Genomic DNA, 20,424 nt, shown 5'->3' on the forward strand with positions numbered 1-20,424 from the left:
CTCAACCAAAGGCACACAGCGCGATTGCGGCTTGGGCAGCTGCCATCAAGCCGCGCGACGGCCGTCGCCGCTTTCCGGCGTGCCGCTGGCGGAGGCGTCTTCCATGCTGCGGGCATCGAGGCAGAGCACTTTGCGCAGCTCGGCGTAATTGGCGGCGAGGGCCTGGCGACCCTCCTGCTCGGCGCCGTATTCGGCCCGTTGCAGCACGTGATGCAGGTGGGTGAGCAGGTACGTGCTGATCACGGCCGACACCAGCACGTCGCTGCGCTCGGCGGTACGGCGTTTGCGGCTGTTGGTGGTGGTGGCTCCAGCAGAGCGGGTTGTGGAGGAACGGGGCACGGGGTGCACCTCCGAGGGGATGAGTGCCATCAGCATAGTCTTGGATACTACCCTTGCCTATCTCTGTACACTCTTGGGTAGCCAGCAGGCCCTGGCTTTCGATTTCTTTCCTGATCCACGCGTGGCGACTCGGCAGACCTCTTCCAGTGGCAAGGCCAAATCGCCTCGCATTCAGGTGGTGTTGCCGGAAGACCTCTGCCAGCGCCTCGCTGAGCTGGCTGAGCTCGAATCCCGCACGGTGAGCAACATGGCCAAGGTGCTAATCCAGCAGGGGGTCGAGAGGCTGGAGCAGGCCCCAGTCCCGCCCGACCCCCGCACCCAGGCCGAGCTGCAGGCGGCCCTGTTCCGCCAGGGGCTGGAAGCCCGTCAGGACCAGGCCCCCCAGCGCCTGCGGGGTGCTCCGCGTCGGGTTCGGCTGCACCGTCCGGGCTGAACTGGAGCGTTCGCTCAGGCCTGGGGCCGGGCGCAGACCCCGAGCACCGCGGCCCGGCGGGCGCCGGTGACCGATGGCAGGCTGCCCCGGTGGCCCCGGGCGTGCCACCAGGCGAGCAGGGCAAAGGCCAGGGCTTCGCGTTCGGATTCACCGATGCCCAGCTCCTGCAGGGGGCGCACGATCAGGCCGCGGCAGCGCTGCCGCAGTTGCTCCATCAGGAGGCCATTGCGGCAGCCCCCGCCGGCCACCAGTAGCTCGATCGGTTGTGGGCCGTGGCCCAGCTCCTGGGCGACAACCGCGGCACTGAAGCCGGTCAGGGTGGCCAGGGCATCGTCTGGGGTTCGGCCCCCGAGCTCGGTGAGGCGCCGTTCCAGGTCGGCTTGGCCGAACAGCTCCCGGCCGGTGGACTTCGGCGGCGGCGTTTGGAAGTAGGGCTCGTTCAACCAGCGCTCGATCAGGGCCTCATCGATCTGGCCGCGGCGGGCCCAGGCCCCATCGGCGTCGTAGGTCAGCCGGCCGTCACTGAACTGGCGGGTGGCCAGATCCAGCAGGGTGTTGGCCGGGCCGCAGTCCCAGCCCCGCACCGGCAGGTGGCGCTGGGGACCGCTGGCCGGCGGGATCAAGGTGAGATTGGCGATGCCCCCCAGATTCAGCACCGCTCGCCAGCCCCCGCTGCGGCCCAGCAGGGCCTGGTCGGCGGGGGGCACCAGTGGCGCCCCCTGACCGCCGAGGGCCAGGTCGGCACTGCGGAAATCGAACACCACCGGCCGGCCCAGCAGCTCGGCCAGCAGTGGCCCCTGCAGCAGTTGCCAGCTGGCACCCCGGCGGCCGGCCTGGGGCGGGCGATGCCAGAGGGTCTGGCCGTGGCAGCCCACCAGCTGGGCCCTGCCGGTTGGGTCACAGGCTCGGGCCGCTAGGGCTTGCTGTTCGGTGACGGCTTCCGCCACCTCCAGCAACTCCGCCGTGCTGCACGGTTGCCCCTGGCCGATGCCGATCAGCTGCTGTTGAAGCTCGGCGGGGTAGGGGCTGAAGTGATGGGCGTCCAGGTGCCAACGCGGGTGTTGGGGTGGGCCGGCAAAGCTGGCCAGCACGGCATCCACGCCATCGGCGCTGGTGCCGCTCATCAACCCCAACACCCGCATCAAGCCCGACTCACTTGTTGGGCTGGGGAGTCATGCGCAGGTAGGGCTTCACTTCGGTGACCCCTTTGGGGAACTTGCTGCGGGCCTCCTCGGTGGGGATGGAAGGCACAACAACGCAGTCGTCGCCGTCTTTCCAGTTCACCGGGGTGGCCACGGAGTGGTTGTCGGTGAGCTGAAGGGAATCGATCACCCGCAGGATTTCATTGAAGTTGCGGCCGGTGCTGGCGGGGTAGGTGATCTGCAGGCGCAGCTTCTTGTTGGGGTCGATGATGAACACCGAGCGCACTGTCAGGTTGTTGAGCGCGTTGGGGTGGATCATCCCGTAGAGATCGCTCACCTTTTTGTCGGCGTCCGCCAGGATCGGATAGTCGACCGTGGTGTTCTGGGTCTCGTTGATGTCGCAGATCCAGCCGTTGTGGCTCTCGGCGGAATCCACGCTCAGGGCGATGGTTTTGACGTTGCGCTTCTGCCACTCGGGGCGCAGCCGTGACACTTCGCCCAGCTCAGTCGTGCAGACCGGGGTGTAGTCGGCGGGGTGGGAGAACAGCACGACCCAGCTGTCGCCAGCGAAGTCGTACAGGTTGATCGGACCCAGCTGGGAATCCTGGGTGAAATCGGGAACGGTGTCGCCGAGTTGAAGGGCCATGGCGGCTGCAGGGCAAGGTGCAACGAAGTGCCGATCGTGCCACAACTCAGCGCTCGGATGTGGTGTTCGTGGTCCCGCCGCCATCGACGGGCCAGCTGCGTAGCTCCTGGCGCAGGTGCTGCAGTCCGAGGCAAGCGGTGGCTGAGACGAACAGAGCCGAGGGCTCGAGGGCCCGGGCCCGCTCCATTTCTCCGGCGGCACAACGGTCGATCTGATTCGCAATCAGGCGCCGTGGGACCACGGCCCCGAGCGAGTCGAGGATCCCATTCACCGTGCGCCACTGCTCGGGCCAGGCCGGATCGGACAGGTCGACCACGATCAGCAGTCCGTCGGCCTCCAGGGTTTCCTCCAGGGTGGAGCGGAAGGCTTCCAGCAGGGGCGGTGGCAGATCGCGGATGAAGCCCACGGTGTCGGTGACCAGCACCGGTTCCGGCAGTTCGATCCGGCGGGTGGTGGGGTCCAGGGTGGCGAACAGCTTGTTCTCCGCCAGCACGGCCTGCTCCGCTGTGGCGCGGGTGAGGGCGTTGAGCAGGGAGCTTTTGCCGGCGTTGGTGTAGCCCACCAGCGCCAGTCGCCGCAGGCCCTGGCGGCTGCGGCGCAAGCGGGCCCGGTGGTCGCCGAGCTGGGTCACCTCGCGCTGCAGCCGCTCGATCCGGCGAGCGATGGCGCGGCGGTCTTTCTCCAGCTGGGTTTCCCCCGGCCCCCGGGTGCCGATGCCGCCCCCCTGCCGCGACAGGCTGCGGCCGCGGCCCGTGAGCCGGGGCAGCCGGTAGCGCAGCTGGGCCAGCTCCACCTGCAGGCGCCCGGCCGCGCTGGCGGCGCGCTGGGCAAAAATATCGAGGATCAGTTCGCTGCGGTCGCTCACCGGCAGGTCGAGCAGGCGCTCGAGGTTGCGGGCCTGCACCGGCGTGAGTTCCCGGTCGGTCACCACCAGGGTCGCGCCCACGCGACGGGCCTCCAGCGCCGCTTCGAGCACCTTCCCTTCCCCCCAGAGGGTCTGGGGAGCCACCTGGCTGCGTCGCTGTTCCACCACCCCCACCGGCACCGCGCCGGCACTGCCCACCAGGCCTTCCAGTTCGCCGATCAACCGTTGGGCGGCGCCGCGATCGCCGGGGGTGAGGGCCAGCAGCAACACCCGTTCTGGGCTGGCCTGGCCGGGGGAGCCGGCCGCGGTTGTCGCGGCTGCCTCAGGGGATGGGGCGATGCTGAGGGGATCGCGGTTGCAGAGTTGGAGCAGATCCGCCTCGCCGTCGCTCACCCAGGGGTCTGGGGCGTCGGGCTGGGCCACGAGCAGCTGCGCGGGCCAATGTCCCCCCGATTGGGGCTGGTCGCCGAAGCGCAGCCACAGCCGTGGTGCCAGATCCAGCCCCACGATCCCTTCCTGACGGCCGGGTTGGAGCTGTTTGGTGCGGCCGCAGCAGGTGAGCAAGCGCAGGTCTGTGCCCTGGCGGCGGTCGGAGCCCGGGAGGCGCTCCAGCAACCTGCCCGATTGCTCCAGGGGCCCCACCCACAGCAGTCGGCACAGGCCGCGGCCATCCACCACCAGGGTGAGGGGCAGCTCCAGCTCGCGGCTTTCGCCGGCCAGCCGTTGCAGGCAGAGCAGCTCGGCCACCTGGTCGTCGGGGTGGCGCCGGTGACAGAGCCTCTCCAGGCGCCGTTTCTGGGACGGCCGCAGCCCGGCCGTGCGCCCCGCCAGAACGCCTTGCTTCACCACCGGTTGGCGAGGGGGGCGAGGTGGTTCATGGGCGCTGCACCTTCACCCAGCGGATTCCGGCGGCGTGGGCCCCGGTGCCATCTTCTGGACTGTCGCCCACGTGCCACACCTCCGCGGCGGTCAGGTTGAGCTGGGCCAGGGCCTGCTGGTAGGGCCGGGGATCGGGTTTGGCCGCTCCCACCGCCGACGACACCACCACGGCCTCCAGCCACTGTCCCAGCCCCAGGCTGTCCAGCAGCCCCGGCAGGCGGCTGTCGAAATTGCTGACCACCGCCAGCCGCAGGCCGCGGCGGTGCCAAGCCTCCAGATGGGCCGGTACGTCGTCGTAGACCCGCCAGAGGTCGGCCTGGGCAAAGCGGCGGAACAGTGCCCGTCCCAGCTCCGGTGGCGGCTCAGATTCCACCCCCGCGCCCACACCCGCGCCCTCTCCCGCGCCCTCTCCCTCGGCACCGGCGGCGGCCAGCACCTCGGCAATCCGGGCGCTCCACCAGCCGATCTCGGCCTCCTTCAGGGCTGGGCTGTCCAGAGCCGGGGAGGCCAGATCTGGGAAGGCCAGAGGTGGCGCCTGCTTGTAGATGAGGGGAAAATGCCGATCGATGGCGGCGGCATCCACCGTGAGGCCATGCCGTGCAGCGAGCTCGGCGTAGGTGGCGCCCACGCTGCTGCGCAACCCGATCAGGGTGCCCATGGCATCGAGCAACAGGCCGCGCGGCGTCATCGCGGCCAATCCGCCAGCCAGCCGGCGGCCACCTTCAGCTGGTGGGAAGGGCCCGGCAGGCGGGTCAGGTAGGCGAGCTTGCGGATCTGGAACGCCGCCGCACCGGCCAGGGTGAATCCCCCGCCTGTGAGGCTGGCCTCCCCTTCGCCAAGGCTCATCATTTCGCCGAGGTCGGTGTAGTGGAAGGCCTCCAGCGGCTCCTGGGCCAGCGACTTCAACAGGTTGCCGGCCAGGCACTCGGCCTGCTGGAAGGCCACCTGGGCGGTGGCGGGCAGGGCTTGGTCCGCGTCCTCGGCGTCCACGTGGGCGATATCGCCGAGGGCGAACACGTGGGGGTGATTGCGCAGCTGCAGGCTCGGCTCACACACCAGCCGCCCGAGGCGGTCGGTCACAGCGGCAGGTTCGGGACTGAGCTCCGGGGCCTGGAAGCGCAGGCCAGCGGTCCAGATCACGCCATCAACACTGAGGTGCTCGGGCCCCCCTGGTCCCTGTAGCGACAGGCCACCGACCTCCACGGCCTCCACTTGAGTGTGGGTGCGCAGGCGCACATCCCGCCGCTGCAGGGCCAGATCCGCCTGCTCGCGGTTGAACGCCTTGGCCTGGGGCAGCAGACCTGGCCCCTGTTCAATCACCTCGACAATGGCGCTGCCCTGGAGCTGATCGGCCAGCTTGCAGGCCAGTTCCACGCCGCTGGCCCCGGCACCCACCACCGCCAGCCGTTGCAGCGGCCTGGCGCGCTCCTTGAGGCTGTGGATCAGGCGCTGCAGGCGCTCCACATCGGCCAGGGAGCGAAAGCCGAGGCTGTGCTCCGTGACGCCCGGAATTCCGAAACTGTTGGACTGGGCTCCGGTAGCGACCACCAGCCGGCTGTAGGGGAGCTCTCGCCCCGCGGCGGTGTGCACCCGAGAGGCTGCGGTGTCGATCCGCACCACCCGATCCTGGAGCCAGGCCACGCCTTTGCCGGCCAGAAGCGTGTCGTAGCGGGGGGCAATTTCCCAGCTGCGCAGTTCACCGCTGAGAAGCTCGTAGAGCAGCGGCAGAAACAGGAAGCGATCGTTCGGTTCGATCAGCAGGATCGGTGGATGCTGGCGCCGGGTGGCAAGCGCCAGGGCGGTGTAGAGCCCGCCAAACCCTCCTCCCACGATCAGCACCGGGGCTGTTGCCGGCGTCGCCACAGACTCCGCCATTGGTTGTGGTCCACTGCCGACACCGTCGCTCGAACCCTAACCAGCAGCCCAGCCCAAGGGCGATGATGGCCTGATGCAGACGGCCTCCGCCCCCACGCTTCCTCTCGATGGCGCCGGTCAGCCGATTGATCTGGCGGCGACCCGGCAGCACTTGGCCCCGCTGTCGGCCCAGGAGCGGCTGCACTGGGCCCAGGACACCTTCGGGGCGGGGTTTGCCCTCACCACCAGTTTTGGCATCCAGTCGGCGGTGCTGCTGCACATGGTGAGTGCGCTGGGCCAGCAAACCGGCCTGCCGGTGCCGGTGATCTGGGTGGATACGGGCTATCTGCCCGCCGAGACCTACCAATACGCCGATCGGCTGGTTCAGCAGCTTCAGCTCCACCTGGTGGTGGCCCAGTCGCCGATCAGCCCGGCTCGGATGGAAGCGCTGCATGGCCGGCTTTGGGAAACCGAGCAGGTGGGCGATCTCGAGCTCTACCACCGCATCCGCAAGGTGGAGCCCCTCGACCGGGCCCTCACCGAGCTGGGGGTGACCTGCTGGGCCAGTGGGGTGCGCGGCAGCCAGACCGATCACCGCCGGGCCATGGAGCCGTTCGATCCAGTGCGGCAGCGCTGGTCGTTGCGGCCGCTGCTGTCCTGGAGCAAGCGGGATGTGTACTACTACATGGAGGAGCACCAGTTGCCCCAGCACCCGCTGTTTGAGCAGGGCTATTCCACCGTGGGGGACTGGCACTCCAGTGCTCCCGACGCCGCTGATGTCAGCGGCCGGGCCACCCGCTTCGGTGGCCTCAAGCAGGAGTGCGGCATCCATCTGCCAGGGCTGATGGGCGAGGGCATCTGAGCGCCGATCCGGCTGGGCAGGCTTGTTGGCTGTTGATCGGCAACAGCCGATGGCACTGGGCCACGGGCCAACCCGGCTCGCTTCGTTGCTGGAGCGGGGCTCCAGGCGCGGAGAAGCCTGAAGGCCTGACGGGCTGGGCCGCCGTGGGTCCGGTGCCCGCCTGGTTGCCGCTGGAGCGACGCCTGCTCAGCGGCGAGGTGCCCCTGGGCGATCAGCCCGCTTGGTTGGGGGTGGATCGTGCCCTGGGGGGCTGGTGGGCCTGGCGGCAGAGCGGGGCACCGGTGCTGGTGGCGGATGCCGGCACCGCCTTGAGCCTCACCCGGGTCAGCGCCGAGGGCTGTTTTGCAGGGGGGCAGCTGCTGGCGGGTGCGGCCCTGCAGCTGCGGGCCCTGGGCGCCGGCACCGCCGGCTTGCCCGGGCTGGAGCTCCCCGTGGCGCTGCCCCAGCAGCGCTGGCCCAGCGCCACGGCTGAGGCCATGGCCGCCGGGGTGTTGCGGGGGTTGGCTGCCGCGGTGGCCCAGGCTGCCCGGGAGGCGGTGGCGGAAGCGCCCCGTTGTCGCCTCTGGATCACGGGAGGCGATGGGGAGCTGTTGTTGCCGCTGGTGCGGGAGCTGTTGGTGGAGCGTGACCTCCAGGTGCAGCCCGCTCCCGCGTTGGTGCTCGAGGCCCTGGCAGCCCTCAGGCCAGACCCAGGTCGCTGAGGATGGTGTCGGCCATGCTTTCGGCCTTCACCTTCGTGTAGATCTTTTCGAGCTTGCCGTCGGCATCCACCACGAAGGTGTGGCGCATCATGCCCATGTACTCCTTGCCCATGAATTTCTTGAGTCCATAGCTCTCGTAGGCCGTCGCCACGGGGCAGGGTTCCCCATCGCTGAGCAGGGTGAATGGAAGGCTGTATTTGGCGATGAATTTGGCGTGGCTGGTGGCTCCGTCCTTGCTGATGCCCAGCACCGTGATGCCGTGCTGCTCAAAGGCTGCCCACTGATCGCGGAAATTGCAGGCTTCCTTGGTGCAGCCGGGGGTGTCGTCTTTCGGATAGAAATAGATCACCACCCGCTGTCCTTTGAACTGGGACAGGCTGATCGACTCGCCCGCTTGGTTGGGCAGGGTGAAATCGGGGGCTGGATCACCGATCTGTAGGGCCATGGAACGCTCCAGCCTGGACGCCGGAATGAAAGTCGCGTGAGCCTAGGCATCGGCTGGGATGCGCCGCTGACGGGCGCCCCGCAGCAGCCCCAGCTCTGGCTAGCTCCTCTGCGGGGAGGGGATCTCAGCAGCCTCTCGGCCCTGGAGTGGGGCTGGGGCGAGGCGCTGCCCGAGGGGCAGCGCCAGCGCTATTGGCACAGCCGGGCCGTGCTGCGGCAGCAGCTGGCCACCGTGCTGGGCCTTGGGCCGACCCACGTTCCCCTGCACAGCCCGCCCGGTCGCCCGCCCCACCTGGATGAGGGGTTGGGCTGGATCAGCCTCAGCCATAGCGGCGAGGGGCTGTTGATCGGCTACTCCCGGCAGCCGATTGGGGTTGATCTCGAACCGGCCGGCCGCCCCTTGGATGCGGCCGGGCTAATGCGGCGGTTTTATCCCGTGGCGGAACAGGCGCGACTGCAGGGTCTGGCCAGGGAGGACCTGCGGCAGGCGGTGCTCACCAGCTGGGTGCTGAAGGAGGCGGCCATTAAATGGCGCCAGCGCAGCTTGGCGGCCGAACTCAGCCAGTGGTCTTACGACGATTCCAGGGGGCGATTGCATCACCTGGGCGACGGCGTGCAGCCGGATTGCCGCAGTGCGGTGCATGCCGGTTGGCGTTGGGCGGCGGTTGGTGCTGGCTGCAGTCGCCCCAACCTGCACAGTTTGCTGTCACTTCGCTAGCGCGGCTTCCGCTAAGTCGCACCCGCCTCGATCGTGCGATTGCCGTAATCACTGCGGTAACAGCCCCCGATAAAGCGCTCCAGATATGACGCAAGTTGCTGCAAAAATACGCAAGTCGGTTGAGGCAATACGGCTGAAATGTTGCGCTTTTGTGTCAATGTGCCCTAGTCACTTGCATCTTTTGTGACGTGCGGCACTGCGTGGCTACGTTCGGAATGAACTAATCCCACGACTCTCGTGATTAAGCGTTTGCTGGCCGGCCTTTTTGTGGGTACGGCCCTCTCGGCGGTGGCCATGCCAGCGTGAGCCGCTGTTGACAACAATCTCCCGGTTCGTTGGAACACCGGTGGTGCCGTGTGGTCCACCAACCAAGACGCCTTTAATACTTTTCTCGACTCTGGTGAGATCACCGATCGGGGTCTGGAGGGTGGCCTGAATCGCTCCGGCTGGACCGCTGAAGAGGTGCGTGAGGGTATGAACAAGTCGTACAACGTCGACTTCATTGGTGTCTCCCGCTTCCTCTACTCCGACGCCGGTGTCAAGTTCCTCAAGAACCAGACCACCAGTTACTTCCCTTACTGGAGCATGAACACCTACGCGGTGCAGGCTCTGCGTTCGGCGATCGTGGCGGACGCCCGTGACGGTCAGATCTCCTCGGCCGGCATCATGAATGCCCTGCCGACAGATATGCGCCTGGCCGACTTCTGCAACACCTACACCGGTGCCCAGAACGTCTGTGCCGAGGGCCGTTGCCAGGGCGATGCCCAGTGCACGTCGCTGCTGTCTTGGTACGTGTTTCTGCCCGCCTGCATCCAGGCCAACCAGATGGCGGATCCCGTCGCTGAAGTGCGCGCCATCCCAGCCCCTGTTCAGCAGGTGCAGCCCGAGGCCATCCGCGGCCTTTGGTGAGCCATGGCTCGTCCCAGGCGAGCTCACGGTCAACCGCCCCGGCTTCGCCGGGGCTTTTTGATGGCGCCCAGCTCATGGCCGCTGAGCGCGCAGCAGGGTGTGCGCCACCGTTTGGGGCAACTGTTGGCCCAGGTGCCGATGGAAACCCTGTTGCAGCATCTCGATCGCGGCAGCAGTCAGCGGAGAACCCCGCAGGGCGTTGAGCTGCCCCAGATAGGTGCTCTCGGGTGTCAGCCAGCGCGCCGTCAGCGCTGCTGACAGCTCAAGTTGCAGGGATTCCTGCCAGTGCTGTTGCTCTACGCGCCAGCCCTGGTCGATCAGGGCTTGCCTGGCCAGTTGGCCAGGGTTGGGCTCCTGTTGCAGCTGTTGGCGTTCCAAGGCGCTGAGCTCCTCGAGCAGCGGCTGGAGGGCGGGCTCGGCTGCGCGGCTCAAGGCTTGCAGCCCGGCGGCTGGCCCCAGTTGGGGGGTGCTGAACAGCAGTCGCCATTGGCCGTTGGCACTCAACTGGGCTCCCACGGCGGCAATCCACTTGTCGAGCTGTTGGGCGTTCAGCCCGCGCCAGGGTTGCCGTGCCACCACCCAGTCGAAGCGCGACCCCTCTCCGGGCTCGAGTTGGGATTGGAGGCTGGCGGGAGCGTCGGCTGGCACCACCAGCAGCTGGGGTTGGCGCAGGGCATCGAGCACCTGCAGCTGGGCTTGCAGCCGCTCCAGGTCGGATGGTTGCCCCACGGTGATCACCACGCCGCCCTCCGGGGTGGCGGCGAGCGGGTCGAGGGCCCACAGCAACGATCGCGCCTCTAGCACCAGCACCCGGTCGTTCCGCTGCCAGTGGGCGCCGTCCCAGAACCGGCGTCTCAGGTTGTCGAGCCGTTCTCCTTCGGCCGTGGCCTGGCGCTGCAGCCAGCGCTCCAGCTGGGGATCGTCCGGGCTGCTGCTCAGCACATCACCCTGATCGGCTGCCAGTTCGGCCGCGGCGGCCAGCTGGGCGGCCCGTCGTTGCTGGAGCTGTTCGCGCCGGCGGCCCTCCCAACCCAGGGAGCCTGGCTGCCAGAACACCTCACCTTGGAGGGCACTGGGGAGGTATTGCTGGGCGACCCAGTGTTCGGCGTAGGCATGGGGGTAGCGGTAGCCCACCCCATCGCCGAACGCCTGGCCATCGCGATGGGCATCCCGCAGGTGGGATGGCACCTGCTGGCGGTTGGCGGTGCGCACACCGGTGAGGGCATCGAAGAAGCCCAGCACGCTGTTGCTCTTGTCTGCTCCCGCCAGGTAGAGGGCAGCCTGGGCGAGGGGGTACAGCCCCTCTGGTAGCCCCACCCGCTCGAACGCGGCCGCACAGGCTTCCACCACCACCATCGCCTGGGGGTCGGCCAGGCCGATGTCTTCCCCTGCTGCGATCAACATGCGCCGGAAGATGAAGCGGGGGTTCTCCCCGGCTTCCACCATGCGGGCGAGCCAGAACAGGGCGGCATCCGGATCGGAGCCGCGCAGCGACTTGATGAAGGCGCTGATCGTGTCGAAGTGGGCGTCCCCCTGCTTGTCGTAGAGCACCGCCCGCTGCTGGATCGATTCCTCGGCGATGGCCAGATCGATGGTGATGGCGCCATCCGCTTCGGGCGGAGTGGTTTCCACCGCTAGCTCCAGGGCATTCAGCAGGCTGCGGGCATCGCCGCTGGCCACATCCACCAGGTGGTCGGCTGCCTCGGGGGTCACCACGATGGGGCGCGTGCCGTAGCCCACCTCGGGGTCGTGCAGCGCCCGTGCCAGCAGCTGGCGCAGGTGCTCGGGTTCGAGCGGCTGGAGGCGAAACAGCCGCGAGCGGCTCACCAGCGCTTTGTTGACTTCGAAATAGGGGTTTTCGGTGGTGGCCCCAATCAGGTTCAGCGTGCCGTTTTCCACCCAGGGCAGCAGCGCGTCCTGCTGGGCGCTGTTGAAGCGGTGCACCTCGTCGATGAACAGGGTGGTGCGCAGGCCATGGTGTGCCAGGCGTTGCTGGGCCGCGTCCACCTCGGCCCGCAGATCCTTGACGCCGGCAAGCACCGCGTTGAGGCTGCTGAAGTGGGCCCGGGTGCTGCCGGCGATGATCCGCGCCAGGGTGGTTTTGCCCACCCCCGGTGGGCCATGCAGGATCAGGTTGCCCACCCGGTCGGCGGCGATGGCGCGGCGCAGCAGCCGCCCTTGGCCGAGGATCGGTTCCTGGCCCACGAAGTCGTCGAGGCTGCGGGGGCGCAGCCGATCGGCCAGGGGCGCCACCCGGGCCAGGGTGGTGTCGCGGTGATGGCTGAAGAGGTCGCTCAAGGGGGCTGAAGCCAGGTCCCGCCGGCTCCCATCATCGGCCCGGCGGCGATACGCTCCGGCGATGCGGTTTGCCTGTTCCACCATCCGCACCAGCTCCACGATCCGCACCAGTTGCACAGCGGGCCTGTTGGCAGCACTGCTGCTGGTGGGCTGCCGCCAGGACCCTGGAGCCGTGCCGCCGCCGCCACGGGTGCAGACCCACCTGATCGAGCCAACTGCGTTTCAGGCCAGCATCGATACGGTGAGCACCTTGGAGGCGGAGGCCGAGGTGGACCTGGCGGCCCAGGCTGGAGGCCGCATTCAGCGCCTGCTCGTGCGCCAGGGCGATCGGGTGCACCAGGGTCAGCTGCTGTTGGTGCTCGATCAGACCCAGCTGCGCGCGGAGGTGGCCAGCCTGCGGGCCCAGATGCAGACCAACCAGCTGAACTACAGCCGCTACCGGGAGCTGGCGCGCCAGGGCGCCGCCAGTGCCGTGCAACGGGATGAATTCCGCCAGGCTTTCATCGCCGCCCGCGAAGCCCTGGTGGCCCGGCAGGCGGATCTGGCCTTCAAGGATCTGCGGGCGCCGATCACTGGCATCGTGGCCGACCTGCGCGTCAAGCAGGGGGATGTGATCGCGCCGGGCGTGCCGATCACCCGTTTGATTCGCAACGATCGCCTCTGGGCCCGCATCGACGTGCCGGCCAGTGCTGCCAAGCGGGTGCGGCCGGGTCAGCGGGTGTTGCTGCTTGACCCCACCCGTGCCGAACCCTTGGCGGAGGGCCAGGTGGATTCGGTGGATCCGCAGGTGATGGCTTCCAGCCAAACCCTGCTGGTGAAGGCGGCCTTCGCCAATCCCCAGGGCACCCTGCGCAACGGCCAGCGTCTCCGCACCCGCCTTCTGCTGGAGCGGCGGGACGAGCTGGCGGTGCCGCGCATCGCGGTCACCCAGTTGGCGGGTCAGTCGTTTGTGTTTGTGGTGGGCAGCTTGGCTGCACTAGAGCGCCAACCGGGCAAAGCACCCTTGGCTGCGCTGCGCAAACTGCCAGCTGGCACTTGGTTTGCCCTGCAGACTCCGGTGCAGCTGGGCGAGCTTCAGGGCGACCACTACCCCCTGCAACGCGGGCTGCAGCGCGGTGATCGGGTGGTGATAGAGGGCTTGCTCAATCTGCGCCACGGTGCCCCGGTGCAGCTGGCGGCAACAAGCCCTGGCGAAGATGCCAATTAAACGCGGCAAATCCGCTGCAGTCCGTTAATTTGCGGAGCCATGCGCCGATTTCGTGGCTCGAGCGGTTCCGGCTCTGTCGTTGGTGGGTTTGCTCCTCGTCGGCTGTGCGGCCAAACCGGTGGCCCGTCAGCCGCTGGTGGTGCAGACCGAGACCATCGGCGTGGCCAGTTTCAGCCCCTCGATCGAGGTGATCAGCCAGCTGAGCTCCACCACCGATGTAGCCCTCAGCCCCGAGGTTGATGGCAGGGTGGTGAAGATTCTGGCGACCCAGGGGCAGCGGGTGAGAGCGGGCCAGCCGATCCTGGTGCTCGACAACGTGCAGCAGTCGGCCAGCCTCGATGCCAGCAAGGCCGAGGCCCGTAAGGATCTCGTCAACGCAGAGCGCTACATCTTTCTGAACGAGCAGGGCGCGGTATCGACCAAGGACCGCGACTTTTACGTGACCCAGGCGATTCAGAGTCGGGATCAGGTGCGTTCCAGTGCGGCCACCCTCGGCTACAAATACGTCACCGCTCCGATTAGTGGCGAGATCGGCGACCTTGACACCGTCAAGCTCGGGGATTATGTGCGCCAAGGTCAGGTGATCACTGGGATTGTGGACAACTCCACCCTCTGGACCCTGATGGATGTGCCCGCCACCCAGGCCGCCAGGGTGAAATTGGGCCAGCCTGTCCAACTGGTGACCCAGGGCAATCCACCCCTCACCGGGACCGGCAAAGTGGTGTTCATCTCCCCCTATTTCGGCGTCAGCGGCAGCCAGTCGTCGCCCAATACGGTGCTGGTGAAAGCCAGTTTTTCCAACAGCAGCAGCCAACTTAAGACCGGTCAATACGTGCGCAACCGGATCATCACCGGCACGAGCCGCCAGTTGTCGGTGCCCGTGCAGGCCGTGATGATGCAGGCCCAGCAGCCCTTTGTCTATCGCGTCTTCCGCCTCAACCAAGTGCTGGCCAAGATTCGGGCTTCCACCGAGATCCCAGACGCCCAGAAGCAGAAGCTGGAGGCCTTGCCTCCACAGACGCCAATCGTGGTGCAAACGCCGGTGAAACTCGGCACCCTCGAAGGCAATCGTTATCCCTTGCTCTCTGGGTTGCAGGCCGGCGATCGGGTGGTGCTGAGCAATACGGCGCTGCTGCGATCCGGCATGCCGGTGAAGCTGGCTGAGACCTCGGCATCGGCTGGGAACTGAGGACCACCCATGTCACTCTCCGATAAGTTCATCAAACGGCCGGTTCTGACCACCGTTTGTAGCATCTTGATTGTGCTGATGGGGATCATTGCGATCCCGAGCCTGCCAATTGAAAACCTGCCAAACATTGCACCGCCGCTGATTCAGGTGACGGCCAATTACGGCGGGGCTAACTCGTTGGTGACCGAGCAGGCTGTTACAAACCCGCTGGAACAGCAGATCAACGGTGTGCCTGGTGCGGCTTACATCTCTTCCACGAGCTCGAACACAGGCCAGAGCATTATCCAGGTTTACTTCGACGAAGACACCGATATCAACATCGACCAGGTGAACGTGCAGAACCGCGTCTCCTTGGCCATGCCGCAGTTGCCGCAGCAGGTCTCTGCCACCGGGGTGTCTGTGATGCAAAACACGCCATCTATTTTGCTGGCCTATCAGGTCACCTCCACCCAAGGCCAATTTGATGCGGCCTACATCAACGGTCTCATCTACGAGGAGCTTTATTACCAGCTTGAGCGGGTTCCGGGCGTGGCTCAGGTGAGCCTGCTGGGCGGCAGCAATCCCGCCTTCTGGCTGTTCGTCGACCCCAGCAAGCTCACCGCGAATCAGCTGACGGCGGACCAGATCGTCAATGCTGTGAAGAGCCAAAACAGCATCGCCATCGGTGGTCTGGTGGGTGGTCCACCGGCTGGAGGAGACCAGCTGTTTGCCTATCCGATTCTAGTGGCCGATAATGGCAATCTGATGTCTGTCGAGCAGCTCAACGATTTGATCGTGGGCAAGTCTCCCCAGGGGAATCTGCTGCGGCTTCGGGATGTGGGTCAGGCCACCTATGGCTTCAACACGTTTGCCCAGCAGGCGGTTAGTTTCGATGGTTATCCATCGATCACCGTTGCGGTGTTCCAAACCCCTCAGAGCAACGCTCTCGATGTTTCGGAAGCCGTTGTCGGGGTGATGAACCAGTTCTCCCAGGCGGTGCCCCCCGGCGTCACTGTGACGCAGATCTACAACATCGGACAGTTCATCGAATCGGCCGTGGAGGGTGTCACCGATGCTTTGGGTCTGGCGATTGTGCTGGTGCTGGTGATCCTGTTTCTGTTTCTTCAGAACTGGCGCGCCACGGTGGTGCCCAGCCTGGCGATTCCGATCTCCCTGATCGGCACATTTGCCTTTATCAAGGCGTTCGGCTTTTCGATCAACCAACTCACCCTGCTGGGTTTGGTGCTCGCCACGGGTCTGGTGGTGGATGACGCGATTGTGGTGATTGAGGCCGTCTCCAAAAATCTTGAGCGCGGCATGAGCCCACGCAAGGCGGCGATGGAGTGTATGGGTGAGTTGATTGGCGCCCTGATCGCCACCTCGTTGGTGCTGATGGCGGTGTTTGTGCCCGTGGCGTTCTACCCAGGTGGCATCGGCATCATCTACAAGCAGTTTGCGCTCACGATCGCGTTCTCAATTGCCATTTCCACGTTCAATGCCTTGACGTTCTCGCCGATGATGTCGGCCTTGATTCTCAAATCCGAGCAACCGCCGAAGCCGAAGGGCTGGGGTTGGACCGTGGGCGGTGTGGTGGTGGGTCTGGCGTTCGGCAAATTCAGTGCGGCGTCCTTCGGGGTGGGCGCCTATTTGTTTGGGGTGGTGGTGTTTGGCTTGGCCGGCAGCCGACTCGCCTTGATTTTCGAGCGGTTCAACGAATTTTTTACCTGGCTGCAGGCCAGTTACGCCCGGCTGTTGGACGTGCTGATCCGCAAGCGCAAAATCGTGCTGGCTGGCCTGGCTGGTGGCATCGTGCTCACGATTCTGGCCTTTTCAGCTCTGCCGTCGGCCTTCATTCCTGAGGAAGATCAGGGCTATGGCGTGGGCATTTACCAACTCCAGAATGGAGCCTCCCTGAGCCAAACCCAGCAGACCGGCCTAGAGATTGCCAAGGTGCTTAAGGCTGAGCCAGACATTGTGGCTGCTTCGGTGGTGAGCGGTTATGGCTTCAACGGCTCCAGCCCCGATCAAGGGGTGTTTTTCTTCGGGCTGAAGCCCCTTGAGGAGCGCAGCGGGGCTGATCAGAAAGCCCCCGCCATTGTGGACCGCCTCAACACCAAGCTCTCGAAGATCAGCAGCGGACTAGCGGTGGCGGCTCAGCCGCCCGCCATTCCTGGCTTTTCGGCCCAGGGTGGTTTCTACTTCCAGTTCAACGATCTCAGCAACGGCGCTTACAGCTTCAACCAGCTCGACGGGTTGGCCCAACAGCTGGTTGCAGCCGGAACTGCTTCCGATCAATTCTCCAGTCTGTATACCCAGTTCATCCCGAGCGCTCCGGCCTTCGGTTTGAAGATCGATCGTTCGATCATGGGGGCCCTGGATATCGATTTCCAGCAGGCGATGCAGACGATTGCTGTGCTCGCTGGCGGCAATTACTCGGGCCTCACTTATGAAAATGGCCAGGTGCGCAACATCTATGTCCAGTCCGAGGCGTCTGGGCGCAGCACCCTGGAGGACGTGCTCAGTTATTACGTGCGCAACCGTGACAACAAGTTGGTGCAGGTGAGTGAGTTTGCCTCGTCGGAGCTCACCAGTGCTCCTCCGGTGATCAGCCACTACAACCTCTATCGCACTGTGCTGGTGCAGGGAGCTGAGGCGATCGGCAAAAGTTCGGGCCAGGCTCTGGCGGCGATTCAGCAGATCTTCAGGCAGCAGGATTTCAACAACATTGGCTATGCCTTCACCGGCCTGGCTTCGCTGCAGCTCTCGGCCGGGAGCGCCAGCATCCTGGTGTTCGGCCTGGGCATCCTGATCGTTTACCTGGTGCTCTCGGCCCAGTACGAGAGTTACGTGACACCTGTGATCATTCTGATGACGGTGCCTCTGGCCATGCTGGGGGCCCTGGTGTTTCTGGCGATTCGATCGATCGACCTGAACATTTATGCCCAGGTGGGGTTGGTCACCCTGATCGGCCTGGCGGCCAAGAACGGCATCCTGATCGTGGAAGTGGCCGAACAGCACCTCGAGCAGGGCATGGGCATTGCCGAGGCGGCGATTGCTGCTGCCGAGTCGCGCATGCGACCGATTCTGATGACGGCCATCGCGTCCCTGGCCGGCTTCCTGCCCCTGGTGGTGGCCACCACCGCCGGTGCCAACAGTCAGCAATCCCTCGGCACCGTGATTTTTGGGGGGTTGCTGGTGGCGACGGTGTTGTCCCTGGGTGTGGTGCCGCCGTTTTATGTGGTGATCAAAAACCTCGAGGCCCGCTGGTTCCCCGAGGCGAAGCAGGAGACTCCCGCCTGACTCAGGTGATCACCGTGGGCCTCTCCATGCCCGTACGGGTGCGGATTTCAGCCAGTTGGTCGATCGCCGTGATCAGGTCGCCGAGGGCGTTCTGGGGATCCTGGGTCAGGTTGCCGCCGGGCGCCACATAGCTCTCCAGGTACACCCGCAGGGTGGCACCCTGGGTGCCGGTGCCGGAGAGGCGCAGCACCACGCGGCTGCCGTCATCGAGCAGCAGGCGTAGCCCTTGGCCGCTGGTGAGCGAGCCATCCACCGGGTCGGTGTAGGCGAAGTCGTCGGCGGTGGCGACGCTGCGGCCGGCGAAGGCCTGGCCCACCAGCGCGGGCTGCATCGCCTTCACCCGGTTGTAGAGGCCGTGGGCGGCCTCGCTGGCGATCGCTTCGTAGTCGTGGCGCGAGTAGTAGTGCCGGCCGAAGCGGCTCCAGTGCTCCGCCATGATCCGGCTCACCGGTTCACGCCGCTTGGCCAGGATCTGCAGCCAGAACAGCACCGCCCAGAGTCCATCCTTCTCTCGGATGTGATCGGAGCCGGTGCCGAAGCTCTCTTCGCCGCAAAGGGTGATGCGGCCCGCATCGAGCAGGTTGCCGAAGAACTTCCAGCCCGTGGGCGTTTCGAAGCAGGGGATGCCCAGTTCCTTGGCCACCACATCGGCGGCGGCGCTGGTGGGCATCGACCGGGCCACGCCGGAGAGGCCATCGGCGTAGCCGGGAGCGAGGGTGGCATTGGCGGTGAGCACCGCCAGGCTGTCGCTGGGGTTCACGAAGCAGCGGCTGCCCAGGATCATGTTGCGGTCGCCGTCGCCATCGCAGGCGGCGCCGAAGCGGTAGGTGTCGCTGCCCATCAGCAGCTCGGCCAGCTCGTGGGCGTAGGTGAGGTTGGGATCGGGGTGGCCGCCGCCGAAATCCTCCAGCGGGATCCCGTTGCGCACGGTGCCGGCGGGTGCGCCCAGCACCGTTTCGAAGATCCGGCTGGCGTAGGGGCCGGTCACGGCGTGCATGGCGTCGAAGGCGATCGGGAAGTCGCCCCGCAGCAGATCGCCGATGGCATCGAAATCGAACAGCTTCTGCATCAGCGCCACGTAGTCGTCGACGCCGTCGATCACGTCAACCTGCAGCGCACCGATGCTGCTGCGATTGGGGGTTGAGAGATCGGGGTCGCTGCCGCCCTCGCAGATCCGATAGCCGTCCAGTTTCAAGGTGGTGGCGTAGATCGCGTCGGTGATTGATTCCGGTGTGGGGCCGCCGTTGGCGCCGTTGATCTTGACGCCGAAATCGCCGTCGGGGCCGCCGGGGTTGTGGCTGGCCGAGAGGATCACCCCACCCACCGCACCGTGTTGGCGGATCAGGTGGGAGGCGGCGGGGGTGGAGAGGATGCCCCCACTGGTGGTGATCAGCCGGGCCACACCGTGGGCCGCAGCCATCCGGGCAATCACGGCGATGGCTTCGCGGTTGCCATAGCGCCCATCGCCTCCCACCACGAGCGTGCCACCGGCCACTCCCGGCAGCACTTGCAGGCTCGCCTCGATGAAGCTCTCGAGGTAGTGGGGCGTCTGGAACTGCCGGCTGCTCTTGCGCAGCCCCGAGGTGCCTGGCTTCTGGTCGGTGAACGGCTGGTCGAGGGAAATGTGCCGGATGCTCACAGGATTGCTGCTGGTCATCGGCCGATCCACCGGGGCGTTGGGGGCACCAAATTAGCCCTGGTTTGCGGCCCGCCCAGAACGGGCTAGCGTCCGAAACAAGCTGGGGATTGCGCGTGAAGCTTGCCGGGTGGCGCTGGGACGCCAGGCGGGAATGGCCGTCGCTCGGCTTGGTCACGGCCTTTGGCTTGACGTTGGCTGCGGTCACCGCGGTTGCCGGCACGGCGGCCAGCCAGGCAGCGGTGATGGGTGGGGCCCGCGCCCTCCCCTTTGATCAAGCGGTGGAACGCAGTCGCCTGGCGGCCGAGGCGGTGATCCACCGTCGCGGCAAGGAAACCTGTCTGCGCGGCAAACTTACCAATGCCTTGCTGGGTCTCTCGGCAAGCTGCGAGGCCACTGGCCAGCGCAGCGGTCTGTGTGCTCTGGCTGATCAGGCGGTGGTGCAGACGGGCTGGTCGCTGGCGTTCATGGACACCACCGCTCACCAGGTGCTGGACCTGATTCAGGCCCCGAAGGCGCCTTGATCCCAAGAAGCGGTGGGTGCCGTCAGGCTCAGAAGCCTGGGATCAGGCCGAATCCCTTTTTCTCCTGGGGCTTGGCCTCGGTTTTGCTGGGGGCCACGGTGCGGGTTTGCTGCTTGCAGAAGGGCAGCAGATCCTGGCCGGCGCGATTGAGGGCTTCGCGGCGCTCGTAGCTGTTGGTGGCTGCGGGCTGTGCCCGTTGGCGAATGGTCCAGATCGCGTCTTTGCAGCTTGCCCCGAGGCGGGGATGGTCCATCAGCGGATCGGCCATGGTGCGCGCCTTGGTGCAGCTCTCGGCGGTGTTCTCCCGGCCGCAGGCGAACGTGTGGAGCTGCAGCTCCCGCAGCTGATCCATGGAGGGATAGGGCGGATCTTTAGGCGCTGCTTGCAGGGGGGAAGCCAGCAGACCCATCAGGCCGAGCGCCAAGCCAGCGCTTAGGGCAGAGCCGCCCCTCAGGGCAGGATCGATCCAGGAGGGAGCCATGGTTCTGTCGGGTTGGCT

At 66.4% G+C, this 20,424-nt stretch carries 18 protein-coding genes and 1 pseudogene; 9 read left to right on the plus strand and 10 right to left on the minus strand.

From position 1 onward, the window contains the following. Window positions 1-45 precede the first annotated feature (45 nt). Complete coding sequence (locus KBY57_RS10965) at window positions 46-369, minus strand: hypothetical protein (RefSeq protein ID WP_254995912.1); 324 nt, start codon at window positions 367-369, stop codon at window positions 46-48. Between the two features lie 91 nt (window positions 370-460). On the opposite strand from KBY57_RS10965, the gene KBY57_RS10970 reads away from it, so the two are divergent. Further along, entirely contained in the window at window positions 461-772 is a 312-nt protein-coding gene (locus KBY57_RS10970) for a ribbon-helix-helix domain-containing protein (RefSeq protein ID WP_254995913.1), read from the plus strand. Between the two features lie 14 nt (window positions 773-786). Here the strand turns inward: KBY57_RS10970 and KBY57_RS10975 are convergent, their stop codons facing one another. The 5 genes from KBY57_RS10975 to KBY57_RS10995 are packed head-to-tail and all read right to left on the minus strand — an operon-like array spanning window position 787 to window position 6,179. Next, entirely contained in the window at window positions 787-1,914 is a 1,128-nt protein-coding gene (locus KBY57_RS10975) for an anhydro-N-acetylmuramic acid kinase (RefSeq protein ID WP_254995914.1), read from the minus strand. Window positions 1,915-1,924: 10 nt separating this feature from the next. Continuing rightward, complete coding sequence (locus KBY57_RS10980; protein ID WP_254995916.1) at window positions 1,925-2,560, minus strand: peroxiredoxin; 636 nt, start codon at window positions 2,558-2,560, stop codon at window positions 1,925-1,927. Window positions 2,561-2,606: 46 nt separating this feature from the next. Beyond that, entirely contained in the window at window positions 2,607-4,271 is a 1,665-nt protein-coding gene (hflX, locus tag KBY57_RS10985) for a GTPase HflX (RefSeq protein WP_254995918.1), read from the minus strand. Between the two features lie 28 nt (window positions 4,272-4,299). After that, the gene (locus KBY57_RS10990) at window positions 4,300-4,992 is read right to left on the minus strand and encodes an HAD-IA family hydrolase (RefSeq protein ID WP_254995919.1); all 693 of its coding nucleotides are present in this window, start codon (window positions 4,990-4,992) and stop codon (window positions 4,300-4,302) included. Further along, a complete protein-coding gene (locus KBY57_RS10995) occupies window positions 4,989-6,179 on the minus strand; it encodes an NAD(P)/FAD-dependent oxidoreductase (RefSeq protein WP_254995920.1) in 1,191 nt (396 codons plus the stop codon). The genes KBY57_RS10990 and KBY57_RS10995 overlap by 4 nt, the downstream gene beginning before the upstream one ends. 73 nt (window positions 6,180-6,252) lie before the next feature. Between KBY57_RS10995 and KBY57_RS11000 the strand changes: the two genes are divergently transcribed. Further along, window positions 6,253-7,020 (plus strand): phosphoadenylyl-sulfate reductase, encoded by a 768-nt coding sequence (locus KBY57_RS11000; RefSeq protein WP_254995921.1) that lies wholly within the window; start codon window positions 6,253-6,255, stop codon window positions 7,018-7,020. A gap of 143 nt (window positions 7,021-7,163) precedes the next feature. Further along, window positions 7,164-7,721: a type III pantothenate kinase gene (locus KBY57_RS11005; RefSeq protein WP_254995922.1), complete on the plus strand. Its 558-nt coding sequence runs from the start codon at window positions 7,164-7,166 to the stop codon at window positions 7,719-7,721. Here KBY57_RS11005 and bcp read toward each other — a convergent pair. Continuing rightward, complete coding sequence (gene bcp, locus KBY57_RS11010; protein WP_254995923.1) at window positions 7,699-8,166, minus strand: thioredoxin-dependent thiol peroxidase; 468 nt, start codon at window positions 8,164-8,166, stop codon at window positions 7,699-7,701. The two genes, KBY57_RS11005 and bcp, sit on opposite strands and share 23 nt — an antisense overlap. A 36-nt stretch (window positions 8,167-8,202) precedes the next feature. Between bcp and KBY57_RS14305 the strand changes: the two genes are divergently transcribed. Both KBY57_RS14305 and KBY57_RS11020 read left to right on the plus strand, forming a co-directional pair. Continuing rightward, window positions 8,203-8,883, plus strand: a complete 681-nt coding sequence (locus KBY57_RS14305) for a 4'-phosphopantetheinyl transferase family protein (protein WP_254995924.1) — start codon at window positions 8,203-8,205, stop codon at window positions 8,881-8,883. Between the two features lie 294 nt (window positions 8,884-9,177). Further along, window positions 9,178-9,792: pseudogene (locus KBY57_RS11020) on the plus strand (alpha/beta hydrolase). Between the two features lie 72 nt (window positions 9,793-9,864). Here KBY57_RS11020 and KBY57_RS11025 read toward each other — a convergent pair. Continuing rightward, on the minus strand, window positions 9,865-12,090 hold the full coding sequence (locus KBY57_RS11025) for an AAA family ATPase (protein ID WP_254995925.1): 2,226 nt from the start codon (window positions 12,088-12,090) through the stop codon (window positions 9,865-9,867). 61 nt (window positions 12,091-12,151) lie between these two features. Between KBY57_RS11025 and KBY57_RS11030 the strand changes: the two genes are divergently transcribed. The 3 genes from KBY57_RS11030 to KBY57_RS11040 all read left to right on the plus strand — a co-directional run bounded on the left by KBY57_RS11030 (window position 12,152) and on the right by KBY57_RS11040 (window position 17,765). Beyond that, on the plus strand, window positions 12,152-13,297 hold the full coding sequence (locus KBY57_RS11030) for an efflux RND transporter periplasmic adaptor subunit (RefSeq protein WP_254995926.1): 1,146 nt from the start codon (window positions 12,152-12,154) through the stop codon (window positions 13,295-13,297). 82 nt (window positions 13,298-13,379) lie between these two features. After that, on the plus strand, window positions 13,380-14,486 hold the full coding sequence (locus tag KBY57_RS11035) for an efflux RND transporter periplasmic adaptor subunit (RefSeq protein ID WP_315859793.1): 1,107 nt from the start codon (window positions 13,380-13,382) through the stop codon (window positions 14,484-14,486). 9 nt (window positions 14,487-14,495) lie between these two features. Next, window positions 14,496-17,765: an efflux RND transporter permease subunit gene (locus KBY57_RS11040; protein WP_254995928.1), complete on the plus strand. Its 3,270-nt coding sequence runs from the start codon at window positions 14,496-14,498 to the stop codon at window positions 17,763-17,765. Between the two features lies 1 nt (window position 17,766). Here KBY57_RS11040 and KBY57_RS11045 read toward each other — a convergent pair whose 3' ends face one another. Beyond that, the gene (locus tag KBY57_RS11045; protein WP_254995929.1) at window positions 17,767-19,422 is read right to left on the minus strand and encodes an alpha-D-glucose phosphate-specific phosphoglucomutase; all 1,656 of its coding nucleotides are present in this window, start codon (window positions 19,420-19,422) and stop codon (window positions 17,767-17,769) included. A gap of 95 nt (window positions 19,423-19,517) precedes the next feature. On the opposite strand from KBY57_RS11045, the gene KBY57_RS11050 reads away from it, so the two are divergent. Beyond that, a complete protein-coding gene (locus KBY57_RS11050) occupies window positions 19,518-19,925 on the plus strand; it encodes a hypothetical protein (protein WP_254995931.1) in 408 nt (135 codons plus the stop codon). Between the two features lie 28 nt (window positions 19,926-19,953). Here the strand turns inward: KBY57_RS11050 and KBY57_RS11055 are convergent, their stop codons facing one another. Continuing rightward, a complete protein-coding gene (locus KBY57_RS11055) occupies window positions 19,954-20,406 on the minus strand; it encodes a hypothetical protein (protein WP_254995932.1) in 453 nt (150 codons plus the stop codon). Window positions 20,407-20,424: the final 18 nt, after the last annotated feature.

The organism is Cyanobium sp. Aljojuca 7D2 (genome assembly GCF_024346415.1).
GTDB lineage: Bacteria > Cyanobacteriota > Cyanobacteriia > PCC-6307 > Cyanobiaceae > Cyanobium_A.

What these genes read in the sequence shown, in the direction of transcription:
- KBY57_RS10965 (WP_254995912.1), bottom strand. Translation starts at nt 369, where the DNA reads ATGGCACTCATCCCCTCGGAGGTGCACCCCGTGCCCCGTTCCTCCACA.
- KBY57_RS10975 (WP_254995914.1), bottom strand. Translation starts at nt 1,914, where the DNA reads ATGCGGGTGTTGGGGTTGATGAGCGGCACCAGCGCCGATGGCGTGGAT.
- KBY57_RS10980 (WP_254995916.1), bottom strand. Translation starts at nt 2,560, where the DNA reads ATGGCCCTTCAACTCGGCGACACCGTTCCCGATTTCACCCAGGATTCC.
- KBY57_RS10990 (WP_254995919.1), bottom strand. Translation starts at nt 4,992, where the DNA reads ATGACGCCGCGCGGCCTGTTGCTCGATGCCATGGGCACCCTGATCGGG.
- KBY57_RS10995 (WP_254995920.1), bottom strand. Translation starts at nt 6,179, where the DNA reads ATGGCGGAGTCTGTGGCGACGCCGGCAACAGCCCCGGTGCTGATCGTG.
- KBY57_RS11000 (WP_254995921.1), top strand. Translation starts at nt 6,253, where the DNA reads ATGCAGACGGCCTCCGCCCCCACGCTTCCTCTCGATGGCGCCGGTCAG.
- bcp (WP_254995923.1), bottom strand. Translation starts at nt 8,166, where the DNA reads ATGGCCCTACAGATCGGTGATCCAGCCCCCGATTTCACCCTGCCCAAC.
- KBY57_RS11030 (WP_254995926.1), top strand. Translation starts at nt 12,152, where the DNA reads ATGCGGTTTGCCTGTTCCACCATCCGCACCAGCTCCACGATCCGCACC.
- KBY57_RS11040 (WP_254995928.1), top strand. Translation starts at nt 14,496, where the DNA reads ATGTCACTCTCCGATAAGTTCATCAAACGGCCGGTTCTGACCACCGTT.
- KBY57_RS11045 (WP_254995929.1), bottom strand. Translation starts at nt 19,422, where the DNA reads ATGACCAGCAGCAATCCTGTGAGCATCCGGCACATTTCCCTCGACCAG.
- KBY57_RS11055 (WP_254995932.1), bottom strand. Translation starts at nt 20,406, where the DNA reads ATGGCTCCCTCCTGGATCGATCCTGCCCTGAGGGGCGGCTCTGCCCTA.